This is a genomic window from Streptomyces aquilus, assembly GCF_003955715.1.
GTDB classification, from domain to species: Bacteria; Actinomycetota; Actinomycetes; order Streptomycetales; family Streptomycetaceae; genus Streptomyces; species Streptomyces aquilus.
The window spans coordinates 7,280,709-7,302,620 of the sequence record NZ_CP034463.1 but is presented as its reverse complement, the minus strand read 5'-3'; the positions used below and the strand labels follow the sequence as shown (position 1 = coordinate 7,302,620).

15 protein-coding genes are annotated in these 21,912 nt (G+C 71.9%); 6 read left to right on the top strand and 9 right to left on the bottom strand.

What is annotated here, in order from left to right; genetic code table 11:
- Positions 1 to 40: 40 nt before the first annotated feature.
- From EJC51_RS33760 to EJC51_RS33750, 3 genes are read left to right on the top strand one after another with little or no spacing between them, the layout of a single operon-like run.
- On the top strand, positions 41 to 1,816 hold the full coding sequence (locus tag EJC51_RS33760; protein WP_126277244.1) for an ABC transporter permease subunit: 1,776 nt from the start codon (positions 41 to 43) through the stop codon (positions 1,814 to 1,816).
- A gap of 4 nt (positions 1,817 to 1,820) precedes the next feature.
- Positions 1,821 to 2,729 (top strand): ABC transporter ATP-binding protein, encoded by a 909-nt coding sequence (locus tag EJC51_RS33755; protein WP_244362966.1) that lies wholly within the window; start codon positions 1,821 to 1,823, stop codon positions 2,727 to 2,729.
- On the top strand, positions 2,726 to 3,400 hold the full coding sequence (locus EJC51_RS33750; RefSeq protein ID WP_126274519.1) for an ATP-binding cassette domain-containing protein: 675 nt from the start codon (positions 2,726 to 2,728) through the stop codon (positions 3,398 to 3,400). Before EJC51_RS33755 ends, EJC51_RS33750 begins: the two co-directional genes overlap by 4 nt.
- Here EJC51_RS33750 and EJC51_RS33745 read toward each other — a convergent pair.
- Positions 3,387 to 3,965 carry a TetR/AcrR family transcriptional regulator gene (locus tag EJC51_RS33745; RefSeq protein WP_126274518.1) on the bottom strand — a complete coding sequence of 193 codons (579 nt, stop codon included), beginning with the start codon at positions 3,963 to 3,965 and terminating at the stop codon, positions 3,387 to 3,389. The two genes, EJC51_RS33750 and EJC51_RS33745, sit on opposite strands and share 14 nt — an antisense overlap.
- Positions 3,966 to 4,041: 76 nt before the next feature.
- Between EJC51_RS33745 and EJC51_RS33740 the strand changes: the two genes are divergently transcribed.
- Positions 4,042 to 5,559 carry an MFS transporter gene (locus EJC51_RS33740; protein ID WP_126274517.1) on the top strand — a complete coding sequence of 506 codons (1,518 nt, stop codon included), beginning with the start codon at positions 4,042 to 4,044 and terminating at the stop codon, positions 5,557 to 5,559.
- 65 nt (positions 5,560 to 5,624) lie between these two features.
- On the opposite strand, the gene serA is transcribed toward EJC51_RS33740, so the two are convergent.
- The 6 genes from serA to EJC51_RS33710 all read right to left on the bottom strand — a co-directional run bounded on the left by serA (position 5,625) and on the right by EJC51_RS33710 (position 15,583).
- Positions 5,625 to 7,214 (bottom strand): phosphoglycerate dehydrogenase, encoded by a 1,590-nt coding sequence (gene serA, locus EJC51_RS33735; protein WP_126274516.1) that lies wholly within the window; start codon positions 7,212 to 7,214, stop codon positions 5,625 to 5,627.
- A gap of 232 nt (positions 7,215 to 7,446) precedes the next feature.
- Positions 7,447 to 8,445, bottom strand: coding sequence for a ketol-acid reductoisomerase (gene ilvC, locus EJC51_RS33730; protein WP_126274515.1), 999 nt, complete (start codon positions 8,443 to 8,445; stop codon positions 7,447 to 7,449).
- A 117-nt stretch (positions 8,446 to 8,562) separates the two neighbouring features.
- Positions 8,563 to 9,087 (bottom strand): acetolactate synthase small subunit, encoded by a 525-nt coding sequence (ilvN, locus tag EJC51_RS33725; RefSeq protein WP_059198117.1) that lies wholly within the window; start codon positions 9,085 to 9,087, stop codon positions 8,563 to 8,565.
- 21 nt (positions 9,088 to 9,108) lie between these two features.
- The gene (locus EJC51_RS33720) at positions 9,109 to 10,962 is read right to left on the bottom strand and encodes an acetolactate synthase large subunit (RefSeq protein WP_126274514.1); all 1,854 of its coding nucleotides are present in this window, start codon (positions 10,960 to 10,962) and stop codon (positions 9,109 to 9,111) included.
- Between the two features lie 223 nt (positions 10,963 to 11,185).
- Positions 11,186 to 14,203: a putative bifunctional diguanylate cyclase/phosphodiesterase gene (locus EJC51_RS33715; protein ID WP_166682930.1), complete on the bottom strand. Its 3,018-nt coding sequence runs from the start codon at positions 14,201 to 14,203 to the stop codon at positions 11,186 to 11,188.
- A 417-nt stretch (positions 14,204 to 14,620) separates the two neighbouring features.
- Positions 14,621 to 15,583, bottom strand: coding sequence for a 2-hydroxyacid dehydrogenase (locus tag EJC51_RS33710; RefSeq protein WP_208870759.1), 963 nt, complete (start codon positions 15,581 to 15,583; stop codon positions 14,621 to 14,623).
- A gap of 78 nt (positions 15,584 to 15,661) precedes the next feature.
- Here EJC51_RS33710 and EJC51_RS33705 point away from each other — a divergent pair, with 78 nt between their 5' ends.
- Positions 15,662 to 16,660, top strand: a complete 999-nt coding sequence (locus tag EJC51_RS33705) for an aldo/keto reductase (protein WP_126274512.1) — start codon at positions 15,662 to 15,664, stop codon at positions 16,658 to 16,660.
- A 730-nt stretch (positions 16,661 to 17,390) separates the two neighbouring features.
- Positions 17,391 to 18,560 carry a PQQ-dependent sugar dehydrogenase gene (locus EJC51_RS33700; RefSeq protein ID WP_425276815.1) on the top strand — a complete coding sequence of 390 codons (1,170 nt, stop codon included), beginning with the start codon at positions 17,391 to 17,393 and terminating at the stop codon, positions 18,558 to 18,560.
- A 37-nt stretch (positions 18,561 to 18,597) separates the two neighbouring features.
- Here EJC51_RS33700 and EJC51_RS33695 read toward each other — a convergent pair whose 3' ends face one another.
- Positions 18,598 to 18,798 (bottom strand): DUF6191 domain-containing protein, encoded by a 201-nt coding sequence (locus EJC51_RS33695; RefSeq protein WP_126274511.1) that lies wholly within the window; start codon positions 18,796 to 18,798, stop codon positions 18,598 to 18,600.
- A 39-nt stretch (positions 18,799 to 18,837) separates the two neighbouring features.
- Positions 18,838 to 21,882 (bottom strand): helix-turn-helix transcriptional regulator, encoded by a 3,045-nt coding sequence (locus tag EJC51_RS33690; RefSeq protein WP_126277240.1) that lies wholly within the window; start codon positions 21,880 to 21,882, stop codon positions 18,838 to 18,840.
- Positions 21,883 to 21,912: the final 30 nt, after the last annotated feature.

The following is a 21,912-nucleotide window of genomic DNA, read 5'->3' as shown; positions in this document are numbered from 1 at the left end:
CGGGCTCGTGGAGGCGCGGCAAGTGCGGCCCTGGGCGCGGATGGTGCCCTCCGCCGCCGGAGTGACCCGCGCCCTCGCCCTCCTCGCGGTGGTCGCCGCCGTGGGTCTCCTGCCCTGGCTCTCCGGCAAGGACCCCGCCCTCACCGTCCTGCGCGCCCGGTCCGCCGAGCAGGAGCCGACGAAGGAGGCGCTGGACGCCGTACGGCGGGATCTCGGACTGGACTCCGGTCCCCTGTCGCTGCTGGGGAGTTGGGCGTCCGGGCTGGTGCGCGGGGACCTCGGCCTCTCGTGGGTGTCGGGGACCGAGGTGCTGCCCTCGGTGGTGGCCGGGTTGCAGGTGTCGCTGGCGTTGATGGGGGCGGCCTTCGGGGTGGCCCTGGTGCTGGCCTGTGCGCTGGTCGCGCCGGTGCTGGTGCGGGGGCGGCGCTCGGCGGGTGCGTGCGCGGCGATGCTCGCGGCCGTGCCGGAGTTCCTGCTGGCCACGGTCGCGCTGCTGGTGTGCGGGGTGTGGCTGGGGTGGCTGCCGACGTCGGGATGGCAGGGGCCTCCGTCCATGGTGCTGCCGGCGCTCGCGCTCGGGGTGCCGGCGGGCGGGCTGCTCGGGCGGCTGGTCGCGGACGCGCTGCCGGGGGTGCTGGACGAACGGTGGGTGGAACTGTGGCGGGGTGCCGGGGTGGGCCGGCGGCTGATCGCGGGGGCCGCGCTGAAGCGCGTACTACCGCCGCTCGTCCCGCAGTTCGGCATGGTCGCCGTGGGGCTGACGGGTGGCGCGGTCGCCGTGGAGACCGTGTTCGCGGTGCCCGGGATCGGGCGTACGGCGCTCGGCGCGGCCAAGTCGCAGGATCTGCCGTTGCTCCAGGGGGCGGTGCTGGCGCTGTTGACGCTCGGGTTGGTCATGGGCGCGCTGGCGGCGTTCACACGGCGTCGGCTGCTGGGGCCCGCCCTGCGTGACGCCTCACTCACGCTGCCTCCCGCCCGCCCGGTCCGTACACACCCCGCGATCCCGTTGACCCTGTTCACAGTCCTCGCCGTGGCCATCGGCTGGGGCCTGCTGCGCGACCCGTACGCCGTCCACACCGCCGACCGGCTCGCCGCGCCCAGCTGGGCCCACCCGCTCGGCACCGACGGCCTCGGCCGGGACGTCCTCGCCCGGCTCGGTCACGGCGCCGCCCCCACCGTCGGCACGGCCGCCGCCGTCTGCCTGCTCAGCCTGCTGGTCGCCCTCGCCCTCGGCTTCCTCCCCGGCGTCGCCGCCGGCGCGGCCGACATCGCCAACGCCCTCCCGCCGGTCATCGTCGGCATCCTGGTCGCCGCGGTGGCGGGCCCCGGCACCGGCGGCGCGGCCCTCGCGGTCGCCCTGATCTCCTGGCCGCCGCTGGCCGCCCACGCGGCGGCGCTGGTCCAGGAAGTACGCGCGTCCTCGTTCCTGCTGGCCCAACGGGCCATCGGCGCACCCCCGTGGTGGATCCTCACCCGGCACGTCCTGCCCTCCGTCGCCGCCCCGGTCGCCCGGCACGCCCTCCTCCGGCTGCCCGGCATCGCCCTCGCCCTGGCCTCCCTCGGCTTCCTGGGCCTGGGCGCCCAGCCGCCCGCCCCGGAGTGGGGCCTCCTCCTCGACGAGTCCCGCGCCTACGTCGAACGCGCCCCCTGGGCCGCCCTCACCCCCGCGGTGGCGCTGGCCCTGCTGGCGGGGCTCGCGGTGTCGGGGGCGGCGTACGCGCAAGGGCGCCGAGCGCCTCGTACCAGCGAAAGAGGGAAGGTGACCCCCGTTGATCCCGTCGGCCCCGTCGGCCCCGTCGACCCCGTCGGCGTCTGAACCCGTGCTCTCCGTCCGCGACCTGCGGATCGCCTTCGGCGGCGTCGAAGTGGTCCGGGGACTCTCCTTCGACGTCCACGCGGGCGAAGTCCTCGCCCTGGTCGGCGAGTCGGGCGCCGGCAAGTCCCTGACGGCGCGGGCGCTTCTCGGGATGCTGCCGCCCGACGCCGTCCACACGGGCACCGTGCGGCCGGACTTGTCGACCTCCCGCGGCCGCCGTATCGCCCTCGTCCCCCAGGACGCCCTGTCCGCCCTCTCCCCCGTGCACCCGGTCGGCGACCAACTGGCCGCCGCCGTACGGTCGGTGGCCCGCGTCTCCCGTGCGGAGGCCAGGGCCAGGGCGGTGGCGGCGCTCGACCGGGTGGGCATCCCGGACGCCGCGCGCCGGGCACGGTCGTACCCGCACGAGTTCTCCGGCGGCATGCGGCAGCGCGCGGTCGTCGCGATGGCCACGATCAACGCACCCGACGTCCTGGTGGCCGACGAACCCACCACCGCCCTCGACGAGGAACGCCGGGACCAGGTCCTCCACCTCCTCACCGAGCAGCGGGAAGCCGTGGGCGCGGCGCTCGTGCTGGTCACGCACGACCTGGAGGCGGTACGACGGCACGCGGACCGCGCGCTGGTCATGTACGCCGGCCGGATGACCGAACTCGGGCCGGTGGCGGACGTGTTGCAGCGTCCTCTGGCCCCCTACACGGCGGGGCTGCTGGCCTGCCTCCCGCAGCACGCGCGAGGTCGCCGCCGCCTCCCCACCCTTCCCGGCACACCCCCGGCCCCGGACGCGCTGCCACCGGGCTGCGCCTTCGCGCCGCGGTGCACGCGCGCCACACAGCTGTGCGGACGCGAGGAACCGCGGCCGGAGTGGGTGGACGGCCGCCTGGTCGCCTGCCATCACTGGGAGAAGGCATGAGGACCACCCCGCTGCTCGACGTCCGCGACCTCGTCGTCCGCTACGGCGCGGTGACGGCCGTCGACCACGTCTCCTTCTCCCTCGACGCGGGCGAGACGCTCGCCATCGAGGGCCCGTCCGGCTGCGGCAAGTCGTCGACGGCCCTGGCCGTGCTGCGACTGCGCCGCCCGGACAGCGGCGAAGTCCACTTCGAGGGACGGGAGTTGACCGGCCTCACCGAACCCGAACTGCGCCCGCTCCGGCCCCGCATGCAGCCCGTCTTCCAGGACCCGTACGGCTCGTTGAACCCGCGCCACCGCATCCGGGACGCGGTGGCCGAACCCCTGCGCCTCCAGGGCCTGCGCCCCACCGCCGGCCAGGTCGCCGAACTCCTCGACCGCGTCGGCCTGGCCCCGTCGTACGGCGACCGGCGCCCGCACGAACTCTCCGGCGGCCAGTGCCAACGCGCCGGAATCGCCCGCGCGTTGGCCTCCCACCCCCGCCTGCTGGTCCTGGACGAGCCGGTGTCGGCACTGGACCCCTCGGTCCGCGCCGGGATCCTGAATCTCCTGGCCGACCTCCGGGACGAGCTGGGCCTGGCGTACCTGTTCATCTGCCACGACCGGGCGGTCGTACGGCACTTCGCGGACCGGGTGATCGAGATGCGGGACGGGCGGATCACTTCCCGGTGATGCCCTCGATGACCTGGCGGAGCCCCTCCGTGAGCTGGTCCGCCTCGGGCGCGCTCTTCGGGTCGAAGGTCCACTGCGCCATGAGGCCCATCATCAGGGTCGTGTAGAAGGCCCCGACGGTGTCGACGGTCGCGTCCTCGACGTCCTCCTCGCGCCCGCCCATGAAGAGCGGGACGATCCCGCGCGACCCCTCCCGCTGCGCCTTCGCCAAGTGCTCGGCGAGCTCGGGCAGTTGGTCCCGCATCGCCACGATCTCCACGCTGAGCCGCCACAGCGAGCCGGGCCCTCGCATGGTCTCGATGATGTTCGCCCACACCTCCTGGAAGCGTTCCAGGGAGCCGGGCTCCGCGTCGATCCCGGCGACCCCGTCGAAGGCCTCGGCCATCCCCTCGACCAGTGCCACATAGGCCTGTGCGAGCAGCGCGTCCTTCGAGCCGTAGTGGTAGCCGATCGAGGCCAGGTTGGTCCCCGACTCCTTGACGATGTCGCGCGCGGTGGTGCGCGCGAAGCCCTTGGCCAGCAGGCAGCGCTTGGCGCCTTCGAGCAGATCCTCACGGTGTCCCATGCGCCCACTCTATCTAGACAAGCGACTTATACAAGCGTCATAGACAAGCGTTTAAGACGTGCGTATAGTCGCTGCCATGACGAACTCGACGAGCACCAACTCCCGCGCCGGACGCCGGGAATGGACCGCACTCGGCGTGCTGATGCTCCCGCTGCTGCTGGTCTCGATGGACGTCTCCGTCCTCTACTTCGCCATCCCGTCGATCAGCGCGGACCTGGAGCCGTCCGGCACCCAGCAGCTGTGGATCTTCGACATCTACGCGTTCGTGCTGGCCGGTCTGCTGATGACGATGGGCTCGCTGGGCGACCGCATCGGCCACCGCCGGCTCCTGCTGATCGGCGCCACCGCCTTCGGCGCCGCCTCCCTGCTCGCGGCGTACGCGAACAGCGCCGAGACCCTGATCGCGGCCCGCGCGGTCCTCGGCATCGGCGGCGCGACCCTGATGCCGTCGACGATGGCGCTGCTGCGCACGATGTTCACCGACCCCGGCCAGCGCGCGAAGGCGATCGGCCTGTGGTCCGGCGTGATGACGGCCGGCATCGCGCTGGGCTCGGTGATGAGCGGGGTGCTGGTCGAGTACTTCTGGTGGGGCTCGGTCTTCCTGGTCAACCTGCCCGCGATGGCGCTGCTGCTGGTACTCGGCCCGCTCCTGCTGCCGGAGTCCCGCAACCCGCGGGCCGGCCGCTTCGACTGGCTGAGCGTCCCCCTGTCCATGGCGGCCGTGCTCCCGGTGATCTACGGCCTGAAGGAGATCCCCTCCGAGGGCTGGAACGTCCGCTACGTCGTCTCGATCACCGTCGGCCTGCTCTTCGCGGCCCTGTTCGTCCACCGCCAGCGCACCACGGCCTCCCCGATGATCGACCCGGCCCTGTTCCGCAACCGCGGCTTCGCCCCCGCCGTCGCGCTGAACCTCGTCTCGGCGTTCGGGATCATGGGGTCGGCGTACTTCACCACGCAGTACCTTCAGTCGGTGCTCGGCAAGAGCGCCCTGGAGGCGGCGCTGTGGGCGCTGCTGCCGTCGGTGCCGATCGGTGCGGCGGCGCCGGTGGCGACGAGCCTGGTCCAGAAGGGCGTGGCCCGCGCCCGGGTCGTCACCGCGGGCTTCGTGATCGCCGCGGCCGGGTTCGTGGTGCTGGCCTTCGCCGGTACGGACTCGCTGTGGCTGGTGCTGACCGCGTGCGCGGTGCTGGCGGTGGGCGGCGTCGTGGTGATGTCCCAGATCATGGACCTGGCGATGGGCGCCGCCCCGGCCGAGCGGGCGGGCACCGCGTCCTCGCTGATGGAGACCGGCTCGGAGTTCGGCGGCGCGCTGGGCATGGCGCTGCTCGGCTCCATCGGTACGGCGGTCTACCGCCACGAGATGCCGGCTTCCGCACCGGACGTGGCCCGCGAGACCCTGGGCGGGGCGCTGGCGGTGGCCGACCGGGTCCCCGGCCTCGCGACGGTGGCCCGGGAGGCGTTCACCAGCGGGATGCAGGGGGCGGCGATCGGCGGCGCGGTGTTCCTGACGCTGGCCGCGGTGGTGGCGGCGGTGACACTGCGGGGCGTGGAGACGCCGGAGCCGGTGCAGGAGCCGGAGAAGGTGTCCGCCTGACGAGACGAAAAGGCGGGGCGCGCTGAGGATCCGTCCTCAGCGCGCCCCGCCTTGTGCCTGGTACGTCAGACGAGGTTCACCGCACGCGCCGACGTGGCGCCGATCTCCTCGGCCACCTCGGCGAGAACGTTCGCCGGGACCGTGTCGTCGACCGTCAGGACGGCCAGCGCCTCGCCACCGGCGACCGCACGCGACACCTGCATGCCGGCGATGTTGATGCCCGCCTCGCCGAAGACGCGGCCCACGGTGCCGACGACGCCGGGACGGTCCTCGTACTTGAGGACGACCATGTGGTCGGCGAGCGCCAGGTCGACGTCGTAGTCGCCGACCGCCACGATCTTCTGAAGGTGCTTCGGGCCGGCCAGCGTGCCGGAGACCGACACCTCCTCGCCGCTGCCGAGCGTGCCGCGCACGGTCACCACGTTGCGGTGGTCGGACGACTCCGAGCTGGTCGTCAGCCGCACCTCGACGCCGCGCTCCTGGGCGAACAGCGGGGCGTTGACGTAGGAGACCGTCTCGTCGACGACGTCCTCGAAGACACCCTTGAGGGCGGAGAGCTCCAGCACCTTCACGTCGTGCTGGGTGATCTCGCCGTAGACCTCGACGTCGAGGCGGACCGCCACCTCGCCGGCGAGGGCGGTGAAGATCCGGCCGAGGCGCTCGGCGAGCGGGAGGCCCGGCTTGACGTCCTCGGCGATGACGCCGCCCTGGACGTTGACCGCGTCGGGGACGAGCTCACCGGCAAGCGCGAGACGCACGGATCGCGCCACCGCGATACCGGCCTTCTCCTGGGCCTCGTCGGTGGAGGCACCGAGGTGCGGGGTGCAGACGACCTGGTCGAGGTCGAAGAGCGGGGAGTCCGTGCAGGGCTCCTTCGCGTACACGTCGAGACCGGCGCCGGCGACGCGGCCCTCCTTGAGGGCGGAGAACAGCGCGGCCTCGTCGACGATGCCACCGCGCGCGGCGTTGACGATCCGGACGCTCGGCTTGACCTTGTGCAGGGCCTCGTCGCCGATGAGACCGAGGGTCTCGGGGGTCTTGGGGAGGTGGACGGTGATGAAGTCGGAGACCTCGAGCAGCTCGTCCAGCGACAGCACCTTGACGCCCATCTGCGCGGCGCGCGCGGGCTGCACGTAGGGGTCGTAGGCGACGACCTTCATGCCGAAGGCGGACATGCGCTGGGCGACCAGCGCACCGATGCGGCCCAGACCCACGACACCGAGGGTCTTCTCGGCGAGCTCGACGCCCGTGTACTTGCTGCGCTTCCACTCGCCGTTCTTCAGGGCGGTGTTGGCCTGCGGAATGTGGCGGGCCGTGGCGAGCAGCAGACCGCAGGCCAGCTCGGCGGCGGTCACGATGTTGGAGGTCGGGGCGTTGACGACCATCACGCCGGCCTTGGTGGCGGCGGAGACGTCCACGTTGTCCAGGCCGACGCCGGCTCGCGCGACGACCTTCAGTTTGTTCGCCGCGGCGATCGCCTCGGCGTCCACCTTGGTGGCGGAGCGGATCAGGATCGCGTCGACGTCGGCGATGGCGGGCAGCAGCTCGGCGCGGTCCGCGCCGTTGCACTGCCGGATCTCGAAGTCGGGGCCAAGCGCGTCGACGGTCGCGGGCGACAGCTCTTCAGCGATGAGTACGACAGGTTTCGAGCTCACGTGAGTCCTCACATGTCCAATGCGGACGGCCGTCCCGACGGCCGCAGGCGGTGGAGGGTTGCTAGCCGCGTGGAAGACGCACGACGCTGTGGGCCTGACGCGTATGTAGTGCAGCAGTGTAGTGGCGTAGCCACAGGGCATTTACGCCACTGCGGAAGGATCACCCGTCCGTGGCCGGACAGGTTGGACAACGGGGCCGGAGCATGCCGCTCCGGCCCCGTCGGTCGAGGACTTACGCCTCCTCGTCCACCCAGCTCATCAGCTTGCGCAGCTGCTTGCCGGTGGTCTCCAGGAGGTGCTCGGAGTCCGCGGTCTTGTACTCGTTGTACTTCTTCAGACCACCGTGGTACTCGGCCATCCACTCACGCGCGAAGGTGCCGTCCTGGATCTCGGCGAGGACCTGCTTCATCTCGGCCTTGGTGGCGTCGGTGATGATCCGCGGGCCGGTGACGTAGTCGCCCCACTCGGCGGTCTCGGAGACGGACCAGCGCATCTTCTCCAGGCCGCCCTCGTACATGAGGTCGACGATCAGCTTCAGCTCGTGCAGGCACTCGAAGTAGGCGATCTCCGGCTGGTAACCCGCCTCGACGAGGGTCTCGAAGCCGGCCTTCACCAGGGCGGCGGTACCACCGCAGAGGACGGCCTGCTCACCGAAGAGGTCGGTCTCGGTCTCCTCGGTGAAGGTCGTCTTGATGACGCCCGCGCGGGTGCCACCGATGCCCTTGGCGTACGACAGGGCCAGCGCGAAGCCGTTGCCGGTCGCGTCCTGCTCGACGGCCACGATGCAGGGAACGCCGCGACCCTCCTCGTACTGGCGACGCACGAGGTGACCCGGGCCCTTGGGGGCGACCATGCACACGTCGACGCCGGCCGGGGGCTTGATGAAGTCGAAGCGGATGTTCAGGCCGTGACCGAAGAACAGCGCGTCGCCGTCCTTCAGGTTCGGGGCGATGGACTCCTCGTAGACCTGGGCCTGGATCGGGTCCGGGACGAGGATCATGATGACGTCGGCCTCGGCGGCGGCCTCCGACGGGGTCACCACGCGCAGGCCCTGCTCCTCGGCCTTGGCCTTGGACTTGGAGCCCTCGTGCAGACCCACGCGGACGTCGACACCCGAGTCACGGAGCGACAGCGCGTGGGCGTGGCCCTGGCTGCCGTAACCGATGACCGCGACCTTGCGGCCCTGGATGATGGACAGGTCGGCGTCGGCGTCGTAGAACAGCTCGGCCACTTTGGGTTCTCTCCTTGAGTGCAGGTGTTGCGTCCCACCGTATGACGGCGGGGTGAGGGGAAGTCTCGGGGTCTCGCCATACGGGCGGCCGACAGGCGCGGCCGCCCGTACCCGGCGTCAGGCGGATCGGTCGAGCGCGCGCAGCGACCGGTCGGTGATCGACCGCGCGCCGCGGCCGATCGCGATGGTGCCGGACTGGACGAGCTCCTTGATGCCGAAGGGCTCCAGCATCTTGAGCATGGCCTCCAGCTTGTCGCTGGAGCCGGTGGCCTCGATGGTGACGGCCTCCGGGGAGACGTCGACGGTCTTGGCGCGGAACAGCTGGACGATCTCGACGATCTGCGAGCGCGTCTCGTTGTCGGCACGCACCTTCACCAGAACGAGTTCACGCTGAACGGCGCTCGACGGCTCCAGCTCGACGATCTTGAGGACCTCGACGAGCTTGTTGAGCTGCTTGGTGACCTGCTCCAGCGGCAGCGCCTCGACGCTCACCACGATCGTGATGCGGGAGATGTCGGCGTGCTCGGTGACCCCGACGGCGAGGGAGTCGATGTTGAAGCCGCGGCGGGAGAACAGGGCCGCGATGCGGGCCAGGATGCCGGGCTTGTTCTCCACCAGGACGGAGAGCGTGTGCTTGGACATGATCTTTTACGTCTCTCTCGCTCAGTCGTCTTCGCTGTCGCCGAAGTCGGGGCGGACGTCCCGGGCGGCCATGATCTCGTCGTTGGAGGTGCCGGCGGCGACCATCGGCCACACCATGGCGTCCTCGTGGACGATGAAGTCGATGACGACCGGGCGGTCGTTGATGGAGTTCGCCTCTTCGATGACCTTGTCGAGGTCGGCCGGGTCCTCGCAGCGGATCGCGTAGCAGCCCATGGCCTCCGACAGCTTCACGAAGTCGGGGACACGGGTGCCGCGGGCGTTCGGGTTGACGTCCTCGGGGCCGCTGTGGAGCACGGTGTTGGAGTACCGCTGGTTGTAGAAGAGGGTCTGCCACTGGCGGACCATCCCGAGGGCGCCGTTGTTGATGACGGCGACCTTGATCGGGATGTTGTTCAGGGCGCAGGTGGTGAGCTCCTGGTTGGTCATCTGGAAGCAGCCGTCGCCGTCGATCGCCCAGACCGTCCGGTCCGGGGCGCCGGCCTTGGCACCCATCGCGGCCGGGACCGCGTAGCCCATGGTTCCGGCGCCGCCGGAGTTCAGCCAGGTCGCGGGCTTCTCGTACTCGATGTAGTGCGCGGCCCACATCTGGTGCTGGCCGACGCCCGCGGCGAAGATCGTGCCCTCCGGGGCCAGTTGGCCGATGCGCTGGATGACCTGCTGCGGGGAGAGCTGGCCGTTCTCCGGCTGCTCGTAGCCCAGCGGGTAGGTCTCGCGCCAGCGGTTGAGGTCCTTCCACCAGGCGGTGTAGTCGCCCTGGTGGCCCTCGCTGTGCTCCTTCTGGACGGCCTGGACGAGGTCGGCGATGACCTCGCGGGCGTCACCGACGATCGGCACGTCCGCGGCGCGGTTCTTGCCGATCTCCGCGGGGTCGATGTCGGCGTGGACGATCTTGGCGTACGGGGCGAAGCTGTCCAGCTTGCCGGTGACGCGGTCGTCGAAGCGGGCTCCGAGGGCGACGATCAGGTCGGCCTTCTGCAACGCGGTGACGGCGGTGACCGCACCGTGCATGCCCGGCATTCCCACGTGCAGCGGGTGGCTGTCGGGGAATGCGCCGAGCGCCATCAGGGTGGTGGTGACGGGCGCTCCGGTGAGCTCGGCGAGAACCTTGAGCTCGGTGGTGGCCTGTGCCTTGATGACACCGCCACCGACGTAGAGGACGGGCCGCTTGGCGGCCGTGATGAGCTTGGCGGCCTCGCGGATCTGCTTGGCGTGCGGCTTGGTCACCGGGCGGTAGCCCGGGAGGTCCATGACCGGCGGCCAGGAGAACGTGGTCTGCGCCTGGAGGGCGTCCTTGGCGATGTCGACCAGGACCGGTCCGGGACGGCCGGTGGAGGCGATGTGGAACGCCTGCGCGATGGTCCGCGGGATGTCCTCGGCCTTGGTGACCAGGAAGTTGTGCTTGGTGATCGGCATCGTGATACCGACGATGTCCGCCTCCTGGAAGGCGTCCGTGCCGATCGACTTGGAGGCCACCTGCCCGGTGATCGCCACGAGCGGCACCGAGTCCATGTGGGCGTCCGCGATCGGGGTGACCAGGTTGGTCGCGCCCGGGCCCGAGGTCGCCATGCAGACGCCGACCTTGCCGGTGGCCTGCGCGTAACCCGTGGCCGCGTGACCGGCGCCCTGCTCGTGGCGGACCAGGACGTGACGCACGCGGGTGGAGTCCATCAGCGGGTCGTACGCCGGAAGGATCGCACCGCCGGGGATACCGAATACCGTCTCGGCGCCGACCTCCTCGAGAGAGCGGATGAGGGACTTCGCACCCGTGACGTGCTCGGGTGCGGACTGCTGTCCTCCGGATCGGGGCCGCGGCTGCGGATGGTGGGCCCCGGTGGCCTGCTCGGTCATCGTCATTCTCTTCTCGATGCTGAGGGTTTTTGCGAGGTTCGTGCGGTTTGAGCGGCTCTACGCTCGGTGCCTGTGCAACAAAAAACCCCTCGTGCCGGAAGGCAAGCGAGGGGAGCGCGCCGGGAGTGGTCGCTGAGCGGTCGAGGGCTCAGCTTCAGCCGACGCGCTTTCCAAGTACGAGAATTCGGGTGCGCATGGCACTGACCCTCCCCCCGGCGCACACCACGTGTCAAGTGGGTGGGACGGGAGTCTCATTATGTGAGCGAAGGGCACTTCCGCCTCCGAGGACAGCGGTACCGCCCCCGAGGACGGCCGACACACCACTGGTGACCCCACTTGTGTACACCCCCGCGCCACCGCCCGCGAACGCCGGCTCGGCCGGTCCGTGCGGCACCGGGAAGTGGCCGGAAGTGAGCGCCCGGCGCAGCCGGTACTCGTCCAGCGGCCCCGAGAACGCCATCCCCTGGCCGTGCGTGCAGCCCATCGCCCGCAGCGCCACGACCTGCTCCGGCAGGTCCACCCCGTCGGCCACGGACTGCAATCCCAGGTCACCGGCGATCCTGAGCAGCCCGCTGGTGATCTTGTGCAGCCGCGCGGACTCCACGACCCCGTCGACCAGGCTGCGGTCGAGCTTGAGCACGTCCACGGGGAGTCTGCGCAGGGCCGTGATGGCCGCGTAGCCGCTGCCGAACCCGTCGAGCGCGATCCGGACGCCGAGCCTGCGCAAGGCCGCCAGGCGGCGCTCCAGCTCGTCCAGGGAGACCCGGGGGTCGGTCTCGGACAGCTCGATCATCAGCGATCCGGACGGCAGTCCGTGCCGGGTCAGCAGCGCCTCGATCGAGCCGGGCGGCAGCGAGCGGTCCAGGAGCCGGCGGGCGCTCATCCGGACCGTCACCGGCACGGACACCCCGGTCCCGGTCCGCTCGGCGGCCTGCGCCACCGCCTCTTCGAGCATCCAGCGGCCCAGCTCGGCGGTCTTGTCGCCGTCCTCGGCGACCCGCAGGAACTCGGCGGGCGTGAACAGGACACCCTGCGAGGAACGCCAGCGCGCCTGGGCGGCGACCGAGGTGATCCGGCCGTCCTCCAGACACACCACCGGCTGGTGCAGCAGCGCGAACTCGCCGTCGTGCAGCGCGGCACGCAGCCGGGTGGCCAGTTCCGCCTTGCGTACGACGTCCTGCTGCATCTGGGGCGCGTACATCTCGACGCGGCCCTTTCCGGCCGACTTCGCGCGGTACATCGCGAGGTCGGCGTTGCGCAGGATCTCACCCGCGCCCAGGCCCGGCTCGGAGAAGGCGACGCCGATGGAGGCGGCGACCCGGACATCGTTGCCGTCGATGAGGTAGGGCTGGGAGAGCGTGATCCTGAGGCGGTCGGCGAGCTCCAGGATGTGACGTTCCCTGGCGGAGCGGTCGCGGGTGCCGTCGCCGACGATCAGGGCCGCGAACTCGTCGCCGCCCAGCCGGGAGGCGGTGTCGCCGTACCGGACCGCGTCCTGGAGTCTGCGGGCGGCCTGGACGAGCAGCTCGTCCCCGGCCTGGTGCCCGATCGTGTCGTTGACGGCCTTGAAGCCGTCGAGGTCGATGAAGAGGACGGCGGTGCCGCGGTCGGAGGAGCGCCGGCCGGAGAGCGCCTGCTGGACGCGCTTGGTGAACAGGGCGCGGTTGGGCAGGTCGGTGAGCGGGTCGTGCTCGGCGTTGTGCTGGAGCTGCGCCTGGAGGCGCACTCTTTCGGTCACGTCCCGGCTGTTGAAGATGAGGCCGCCGTGGTGGCGGTTGACGGTGGACTCGACGTTGAGCCAGCCTCCGTCGCCCGACTTGAAGCGGCACTCGATGCGGGTGGTGGGCTCCTCCAGCGGGCTGGCGGCGAGGAAGCGGCGCACCTCGTGCACCACGCAGCCCAGGTCCTCGGGATGGATGAGATTGGCCAGTTCCGTACCCACCAGTTCCTCGGCGGGGCGTCCGTAGACCCCGGCGGCGGCCGGGGAGACGTATCGGAGGATGCCGTTGGGCGCGGCGATCATGATGACGTCGCTGGAGCCCTGCACCAGGGAGCGGAAGTGGCTCTCCTTCTGGGCCAGTTCCTGGGTGAGGGTGATGTTGTCGAGCAGCATGATGCCCTGGCGCACCACGAGGGCGAGGACGACGGTGCCGCAGGTGAGCAGGACGACGCGGTCGACGCTGCGGCCGTTGAGCACGTTGTAGAGGATGCCCAGGGTGCAGACGGCGGCGGCGAGGTAGGGCGTGAGGGCGGCCAGGGAGCCGGCGATGGGCCGGGCGGCCGGGTACCGGCTGTGATCACCTCCCGGCGCCGGTGCGGGCGGGTGGTGGTGGATGCCGCCGCGCTGCCTCGGCAGGTGTTCGTGGACCACGCGCGTGTACGGCTCGTCGTCCAGGTGGCCGTGCCGGGGCGTGGCCCAGGGGGCGTAGGCGAGGAGCAGCGAGCCGGCGAACCAGCCCGCGTCCAGCAGCTGGCCCGAGCGGTAGTCGTTGTGCAGCAGCGGCGAGGTGAACAGGGCGTCGCACATCACGGTCAGGGCGAGCGCGCCGATCGCGGTGTTGACCGCGGAGCGGTTCACCGCCGAGCGCCGGAAGTGCAGCGCGAGCACCATGCTGACCAGGGCGATGTCGAGCAGCGGATACGCCAGCGACAGCGCGGTGTGCGCGACGCTCGGCCCCTCGGACTTCGCCGCCTGGGCGAGCGCGAGGCTCCACGACAGTGTGAGCAGCGAGCCGCCGATCAGCCAGGCGTCGAGCGCGAGGCAGACCCAACCGGCCTTCGTCACCGGCCGCTTGGCGAGGACCAGGAGGCCCACGATGGCGGGCGGCGCGAAGCACAGGAAGAACCCGTCGGCATAACTCGGGCTCGGCACGGGCCGCTCCAGGACGACCTCGTACCACCCCCAGACGAGGTTGCCGAGGGAGGCCATGGCCGAGGAGAGCGCGAACAGCAGCCAGGCCGGTCGAAAGCGGATACGGCGTCGACGGGCGTAGAGGAAGCAGGACACGGCGGCGATGCCCGCCGCGGCGCTCAGCCCGAAGTCGCCCATGATCAGGGCGAGTTCGTCCGAACCCCAGCCGAGCGCGGAACCGACGGCGTATCCCGCGCAGATCAGGGCCAGGACGAGTTGATGGACCAGGCTCGCGCCACCGCCTGCGGACGGCGGGCGGGACAGCAGCACCCCTGGCGAAGGCCGGTCCCGCAGCGCTCCGTTGAGGGTGGTCGTGGGGGGCGGCGGCGAGGTCACCGGACCCTCCAGGTCCGCTGTGCCCCGGGGTCCAGTGGCTCCCGAGTCGCTGGGTGCGCATGCCTTTTGCGGCCGCTGTGCCTGCGGTGGTGATGGCCGTGCCGGCAGTTGTGGCTGCCGTGGTGACCGCGTCTGCGCGCGGCCGTGTGCCAGGGTCGCCGCCGGCTGCCCCGCCGCGTCGGATCGTTCGTCCATAGGCCGTGCATCGCCCGTCGCCCCCCTCACAGTCTGAAATGTCCATCCCCGGCGCCGAACGGTGCGCGGCGCAGCCCCTGTCGGGACGATACACCAGTCTCGTCACTCAGGGACATAGTTCCTCTACGCTCCGTGACGACCAGCGGCGTTGTGTGCACGGACCGCGTCCGGAAGGTTGCGGAGGGTACCGGAAGCGGATTACGCGCTTGTTGCCCGGAGCGCTCAGGCCCTTGTGGGACCCGTCGTAAGGATCACGTTCCGCAGGGGCTCCTGGTTCACGAAACGCCCCAACTGATCCACCAGCAACCGTTTTGCGCGCGGCAGGAAAGCGGACGTCGGCCCGCCGACGTGCGGGCTGATGAGCACGCCGGGCGCCTGCCAGAGCGGGTGCCCCTTGGGCAGGGGCTCGGGGTCGACCACGTCCAGGGCGGCGGTGAGGCGACCGGTCTCCAGCTCGGCGAGGAGCGCCTCGGTGTCGACGACGCCTCCGCGCGCGACGTTCACGAGGAGCGCCCCGTCCTTCATCCGGGCCAGGAACCCGGCGTTCACCAGGCCGCGCGTGGAGTCGTCGAGCGGCGTGGAGAGGATGACGACGTCCGCGTCGGGGAGCAGGTCGGGCAGGTCGGTGAGCGGGTGCACCGGTCCGCGCGCCGTGGTGCGCGCGGAGCGCGCGACGCGCGCCACCCGCGCGACCTCGAAGGGCACGAGCCGGTCCTCGATCGCGGCGCCGATGGAGCCGTACCCGACGATGAGCACGTTCTTGTCGGCGAGGGCGGGGTGGAAGTCGCCCTGCCAGTGCTCCTGTTGCTGGGCCCGTACGAAGCCGGGGATGCCGCGCAGGGAGGCGAGGGTCAGGGTGAGGGCGAGCTCGGCGGTGCTGGCCTCGTGCACTCCGCGCGCGTTGCACAGCCGTACGCCGGGGGCGAGGTCGGACAGCTGTGCCATGACGTCGTCGACGCCGGCGGTGAGCGTCTGGACGAGCTGGAGGTTCCGCATCTCCTTCAGCGGGCGGACCTTGACGGGCTGCCGCTTCATGTACGGCACGACGTAGACGACGCAGTCGGCCGGGTCGCCCGGGAACTCCTGCTCCCCTGTCTCACCCCCGTCCCAGAACAGGTAGTTGGGGCCTGCGGGGAGACCCGCGATCTCGTCCGGCGGGATGGGAAGCCACACGTCAGCGCTCATGGTCACGAGGCTATGTCAGGTGCGTGAGGGCGCAGAGGTTAGGTTGTGGGGTGCCGGAACAGGGAGGGTCACGAGCAGGTGGAGCGCAGGACGATCGGCGCGGGGGCACTCGCGGTGGGGGCCGTCGGACTCGGCTGTATGCCGATGAGCTGGGCCTACAGCGCGTCACGGCAGCGGGGCGAGGAGTCACTGCGGGCCGTGCACACAGCGCTCGACGCGGGCACGACGCTCCTGGACACGGCCGACATGTACGGCCCGTTCACCAATGAGCTGCTGGTGGGGCGGGTGTTGAAGGAGCGGCGCGCGGACGCGTTCGTGTCGACCAAGGTCGGCCTGCTGGTGGGCGAGCAGCACATCGTGGCCAACGGCCGCCCGGGATACGTGAAGCGGGCGTGCGACGCCTCACTGCGGCGCCTGCAGACCGATGTCATCGACCTCTACCAACTGCACCGCGCGGACCCCGAGGTCCCGGTCGAGGAGACCTGGGGCGCGATGGCGGAGCTGGTGCGGGCCGGGAAGGTGCGGGCGCTGGGCTTCTGCGCGATGGGGGCGAGGGGCGGGCGCCGCTCCGGGGCTCATCTCTACGACGCGACGATCAGGCAACTGACACGGGTGCAGCAGGTCTTCCCGGTGAGCGCGGTGGAGGCGGAGCTGTCGGTGTGGTCGCCGGAGGCGCTGGAGTCCCTGCTGCCGTGGTGCGAGGCCCGGGGCATCGGCTTCCTGGCGGCGATGCCGCTCGGCAACGGCTTCCTGACCGGCACGCTGACGCCCGGCGAGGGCTTCGAGCCGGACGACCTGCGCGCCCGGCACCCCCGCTTCACCGCGGAGATGATGGCCGCCAACCAGCCGATCATCGCGGGCCTGCGCCGCACGGCGACCCGCCACGGCGAGCACGTCACGCCCGCCCAGGTGGCCCTGGCGTGGGTATTGGCCCAGGGCCCCCACGTGATCCCCGTGCCGGGCACCAAGCAGGAGCGGTGGGCGCGGGAGAACGCCGGGGCGGCGGCACTACGACTGTCGGCCGAGGACCTGACAGAGGTGAAGGAACTGCCGGCCGCGCTCGGGTCGTGGGACTGAGATCCATGGCACGGGGGCGACGCCGGGGGCACGGGGCGACGCCGGGAGCACGGGGATCGTGGGACGCGGCGGGGCGCTGAGTTCGGATCATGGGGACTGAGGTCCGCGGCACGAGGGCGAGGCGCGGTGGGCAAGGCCATCGCCTGGGCGGCAGGACTGGACGCCCGGGGCGAGGGGGCTCGGCGCGAGGAGCCCGGGGAGACGGGGCTCGGCGCGAGAAGCCCGGGGAGACGGGGCTCGGCGCGAGAAGCCCGGGGAGACGGGGCTCGGCGCGAGAAGCCCGGGGAGACGGGGCTCGGCGCGAGAAGCCCGGGGAGACGGGGCTCGGCGCGAGAAGCCCGGGGAGACGGGGCTCGGCGCGAGAAGCCCGGGGAGACGGGGCTCGGCGCGAGAAGCCCGGGGAGACGGGGCTCGGCGCGAGAAGCCCGGGGAGACGGGGCTCGGCGCGAGAAGCCCGGGGAGACGGGGCTCGGCGCGAGAAGCCCGGGGAGACGGGGCTCGGCGCGAGAAGCCCGGCACGAGGGGGCTCAGCGCGAAGGGTCCGGCACGAAAGGCCCGGCACGAAAGGCCCGGCGCGAAGGGCCCGGCGCAAGAGGCCCGGCGCGAGAAGCCCGGGGCTGAGATCCTGGGGTCGTGGGGGTCTTCGTGCATCGGGTCGTGGAGATCGGGAACTCGCGAGGCGCGAGCGGTGTATGAAAAGGAGAACCCGCCGCGTCGAAGGGACCAGATCGTGCAACGTCGAGTTGTGACGGCCGTGTTGGCCGCGACCACACTCCTGCTGACGGCCGGCTGCTCCTCGGACGACGGCGGCGCGGGGCCTGCCGGTGGCGGTCCGACGCCTGGGAGTACGACGTCGAAGTCCGCGTCCTCCCCCACCCAGCAGGCCGCCGAGGAGACACCGCCCGCTCAGGGCACGGCGAAGGTGCTGCGCACCGTCGCCACCGGCCTGGACACTCCCTGGGGCCTGGCCCCGCTGCCCGACGGCGACCTCCTGGTCTCCTCCCGGGACAAGGGGACCATCATCCGGGTCGACGCGGAGACCGGGAAGAAGACGGAGCTCGGCGAGGTCCCCGGGGTGTCCCCGGCGGGCGAGGGCGGTCTCCTGGGCCTGGCCCTCTCCCCGGACTACGCCTCGGACCACATGGTCTACGCGTACTTCACCTCGGCCTCCGACAACCGCATCGTCCGCATGCTGTACGAGGAGAAGAAGCCGTCCGGCGAGCAGCTCGGCGCACCGGACACGGTCTTCAAGGGCATCCCGAAGGGTTTCATCCACAACGGCGGCCGGATCGCCTTCGGCCCCGACAAGATGCTCTACGCGGGCACCGGCGAGAGCGGCAACACCGGTCTGGCCCAGGACAAGAAGTCCCTCGGCGGCAAGATCCTGCGCCTCACCCCGGAGGGCGAGCCGGCTCCGGGCAACCCGTTCCCCGACTCCCCGGTGTACTCCTACGGCCACCGCAATGTGCAGGGCCTCGCCTGGGACGCCGAACAGCGGCTCTTCGCCTCGGAGTTCGGCCAGGACACATGGGACGAACTGAACGCGATCAAGCCGGGCGACAACTACGGCTGGCCCGAGGCCGAGGGCAAGTCGGACGACTCACGCTTCCACAACCCGATAGCCCAGTGGGCCACGGACGACGCCTCCCCCAGCGGCATCGCCTACGCCGAGGGCTCGATATGGATGGCCGGTCTCAAGGGCCAGCGCCTGTGGCGCATCCCGTTGAAGGGCACGGAGGCCTCCGCGGACCCGCAGTCCTTCCTGAAGGGCGAGTACGGCCGGCTGCGCACGGTGGTGTCGGCGGGCGGCGACAAGCTGTGGCTCGTCACCAGCAACACGGACGGCCGGGGGAACCCGAAGGACGGGGACGACCGGATTCTGGAGCTACAGGTGAGCTGAGCCGGAAGCTGCCGGTGAGCTGAGCGGGCAGGCGCCCTCAGTCGTCCTCGGGCACCTCCTCCAGTGCCTCCGTCTCCGCGTCCGGTCGGCGTATGAGGACCTTCCCGGACGAGAGGTCTATCGGCCCGTGTCCCGGGTCGCCGTCACCGACATCGACCCGGGTGAGTTCCAGTCGGTTCTGTTCGTCCCGGGTGTGCTTTCGACCGGGTTGGAACAGCTCCTCGAAGGGGTTGAACACAGGACCTCCCTAGGCCGGCGTCACTTACAGCGTAAGACGTCACCCCGCCGTCCGACTCGAGAGCCGCTCGGCGTGGAACAGTCCCAGCCGATGGGCCACCGCGGCCGCCTCGCCGCGCCCCGAGACACCGAGCTTGGCGAGGATGTTCGACACATGGACGCTGGCCGTCTTCGGGGAGATGAAGAGCTCCTCGGCTATCTGCCGGTTGGTGCGGCCGGCGGAGACCAAGCGCAGGACGTCGCGTTCCCGGCCGGTGAGGCCGAGCGCCTCGGCCTGGTCGGCGGGGGCCGGGGGCTGCTTCGGGGCGTGGGTCAGGCCCAGGCGGGCGCGCTGGGCGAGCCGGGCCACGGCGTCGGCCAGTGGACGGGCACCGAGGTGCTCGGCGACGGCGTGGGCGAGGCGGAGCAGTTCCGTGGCGCGGTCGCGTTCGTCCTCGCCACCGACGGAGAGGAGGGACTCGGCGAGGCGGTGGCGGACGCGGGCGAGATCGTAGGGGCGGTCGAGGGTTTCGAAGGCGGCGGTGACCGCGGCCCAGTCGTCGGGGTCGCTGTACCCCTCGGCGCGCCGGAGTTCGGCGCGGACCCAGTGCTCGTAGGCGTGCCAGACGGGCACGTTGGTGGCCAGGGTCTTGGCGGCTGTGCGGATGTCCTGGAGGACCTCGACGCGGCCGGTCTCGGTGGCGGGCAGACCGAGCGCGTCGGCCTCCGCGACGGCGGCGGTCAGGAGCAGGGGCCAGGCGTAGCGCTGGGTGTCGGGCGGGAAGCCCTCGTCCAGGGCGCGGCGCAGTGCGGTCCGGGCGTCCAGGAGGCGGCCTTCGGCCGCGGTGGCGCCGATGGTGATGCGGGCGAGGGGGAGTTCGTGCTGGGGTGCCCGGTCGTGGGTGCCGAAGTGGCCGCGGGCCGCGGCGAGTTGGTGGGCGCACTCGGCCAGGTCGCCGCGGGCGAGGGCGAGTTCGGCGCGCAGGGTGGCGTGGAAGCCGCGGGGTATCGCGCTCTGGCCGACGCGTTCCGACTTGCCGGCGGCCGTGGCGGCCTCGTCCCAGCGGCCGAGGCTGAAGAGGGACTCGGCGAGGTTGCCCCAGACCCAGGCCTCGCTGTCGAGGAGGCCGAACTTCCGGGTGTGGGCGACGCCTTCCTCCAGGATGGGCACGGCTTCGGCGGAGCGGCCGACGGCTTCGAGGGCGTCGGGCAGGTTGACGTAGACGCGGGCGGCGATGGCGGTCATGCCGTTCTCGGTGGTCTGCCGCCTGACCTCGTACATCTCCTTGAGGCCGGATTCGAGGTCGCCGGAGTGGACGATGAGGCTGCCGAGGGTGAGCCGGGCGCTCATCTCGATCTCGCGGGCGCCGACCATGCGCGCGTACTCCACGGCCCGTTCGGCGGCCGTGAAGGCCTCGGGGCCGGGGACGTGCACCATGGACCAGTTGGCGACCTGGGCGAGGACGTCGGCGTGCACTTCCGAGGGCGGCAGTCCGCGGACCAGGTCCTGGGCGGTGGCCAGCTCCTGCCAGCCGTTGCCGCGCGCGAGGGCCTGCACCAGCCGGGAGCGCATCACCCAGAACCAGGCGGCGCGCACGGGGTCGCCTTCTTCCTCCAGCAGGTGCAGGGCCCGTTTGGTGATCTTCAGGGCGCGTTCCCGCTCCCCGGCGAGCCGGCCGGCGACGGCGGCCTCGGCCATCAGGTCGAGATAGCGGAGCGGGGTGGTGTCGGGGTCGCAGCCGCAGGGCGGGAAGGCCTCGGTGTAGTCGACGGGGCGCAGGGCGGCCCGGACGTCCTCGGGGGCGGTGTCCCACAGCTCCATCGCGCGTTCCAGGAGCCGGAGTTGTTCGGAGAAGGCATGCCGGCGGCGGGCGATGACGGAGGCGTCCAGGACGGCGGGCAGGGCCTTGGCGGCGTCATGGGCGTGGTACCAGTAGCTGGCCAGCCGCATGACCCGGGCGTCGGCCGCGACGAGGGTCGGGTCGGCCTCCAGGGCCTCGGCGTAGCGGCGGTTGAGGCGGGAGCGTTCGCCGGGCAGCAGGTCGTCGCTGACGGCCTCGCGGACCAGGGAGTGCCGGAAGCGGTAGCCGTCGCCGTCCGGGGCGGCGCTGAGGATGCTGGCGTTGACGGCGGCGCGCAGGGCCTCGATGAGGTCGTCCTCGGCGAGCCGGGCGACGGCGGCGATCAGCCGGTACTCGACGGTGGAGCCGCCTTCGGCGACGATCCGGGCGACCCGCTGGGCGCTCTCCGGCAGCCCTTCGACCCGTACGAGGAGCAGGTCGCGCAGGGAGTCGGTGAGGCCGGTGCAGCAGCCCTCGTGGGCGGCGACGGCGAGTTCCTCGACGAAGAAGGCGTTGCCGTCGGAGCGTTCGAAGATCTCGTCGACCTGGGCCGGGTCGGGTTCGGCGGCGAGGATGCCGGCGATCTGGCGGCCGACCTCGGTGCGGTTGAAGCGGCCGAGTTCGAGGCGGCGGACGGTGCGGAGCCGGTCGAGTTCGGCGAGCAGGGGGCGCAGCGGGTGGCGGCGGTGGATGTCGTCGGCGCGGTAGGTGGCGACGACGACGAGGCGGCCGGTGCGCAGGGTGCGGAACAGATAGGCGAGGAGGTGCCGGGTGGAGGCGTCGGCCCAGTGGAGGTCCTCCAGGGCGACGACGACCGTGCGGTCGGCGGCGACGCGTTCCAGGAGGCGGGCGGTGAGTTCGAAGAGGCGGGCCATGCTCTGCTCGTCATGGCGTCCGGCGGGGGCCTCGCCCAGTTCGGGCAGGAGCCGGGCCAGTTCCTCCTCCTGGCCGGCCGCCGCGGCGGCGAGCTCGTCGGGCAGGGCGCGGCGCAGGGCGCGCAGGGCGGTGGAGAAGGGGGCGAAGGGCAGTCCGTCGGCGCCGATCTCGACACAGCCGCCGAGCGCGACGACCGCGCCCCGGCCGCAGGCGGTGGTGGCGAACTCCTCGACGAGGCGCGTCTTGCCGACCCCGGCCTCACCGCCGATCAGCAGTGCCTGGGGCTCTCCGGCGGCGGCGCGGGCGAGCGCGTCGTTGAGGGTGTCGAGCTCGTCTGCGCGGCCGACGAACACGGGACTGACGGACCTGGTCTCCACGGGCCCGAGCATCGCACGCGGGTCCGACAGCGCGGCACCGGT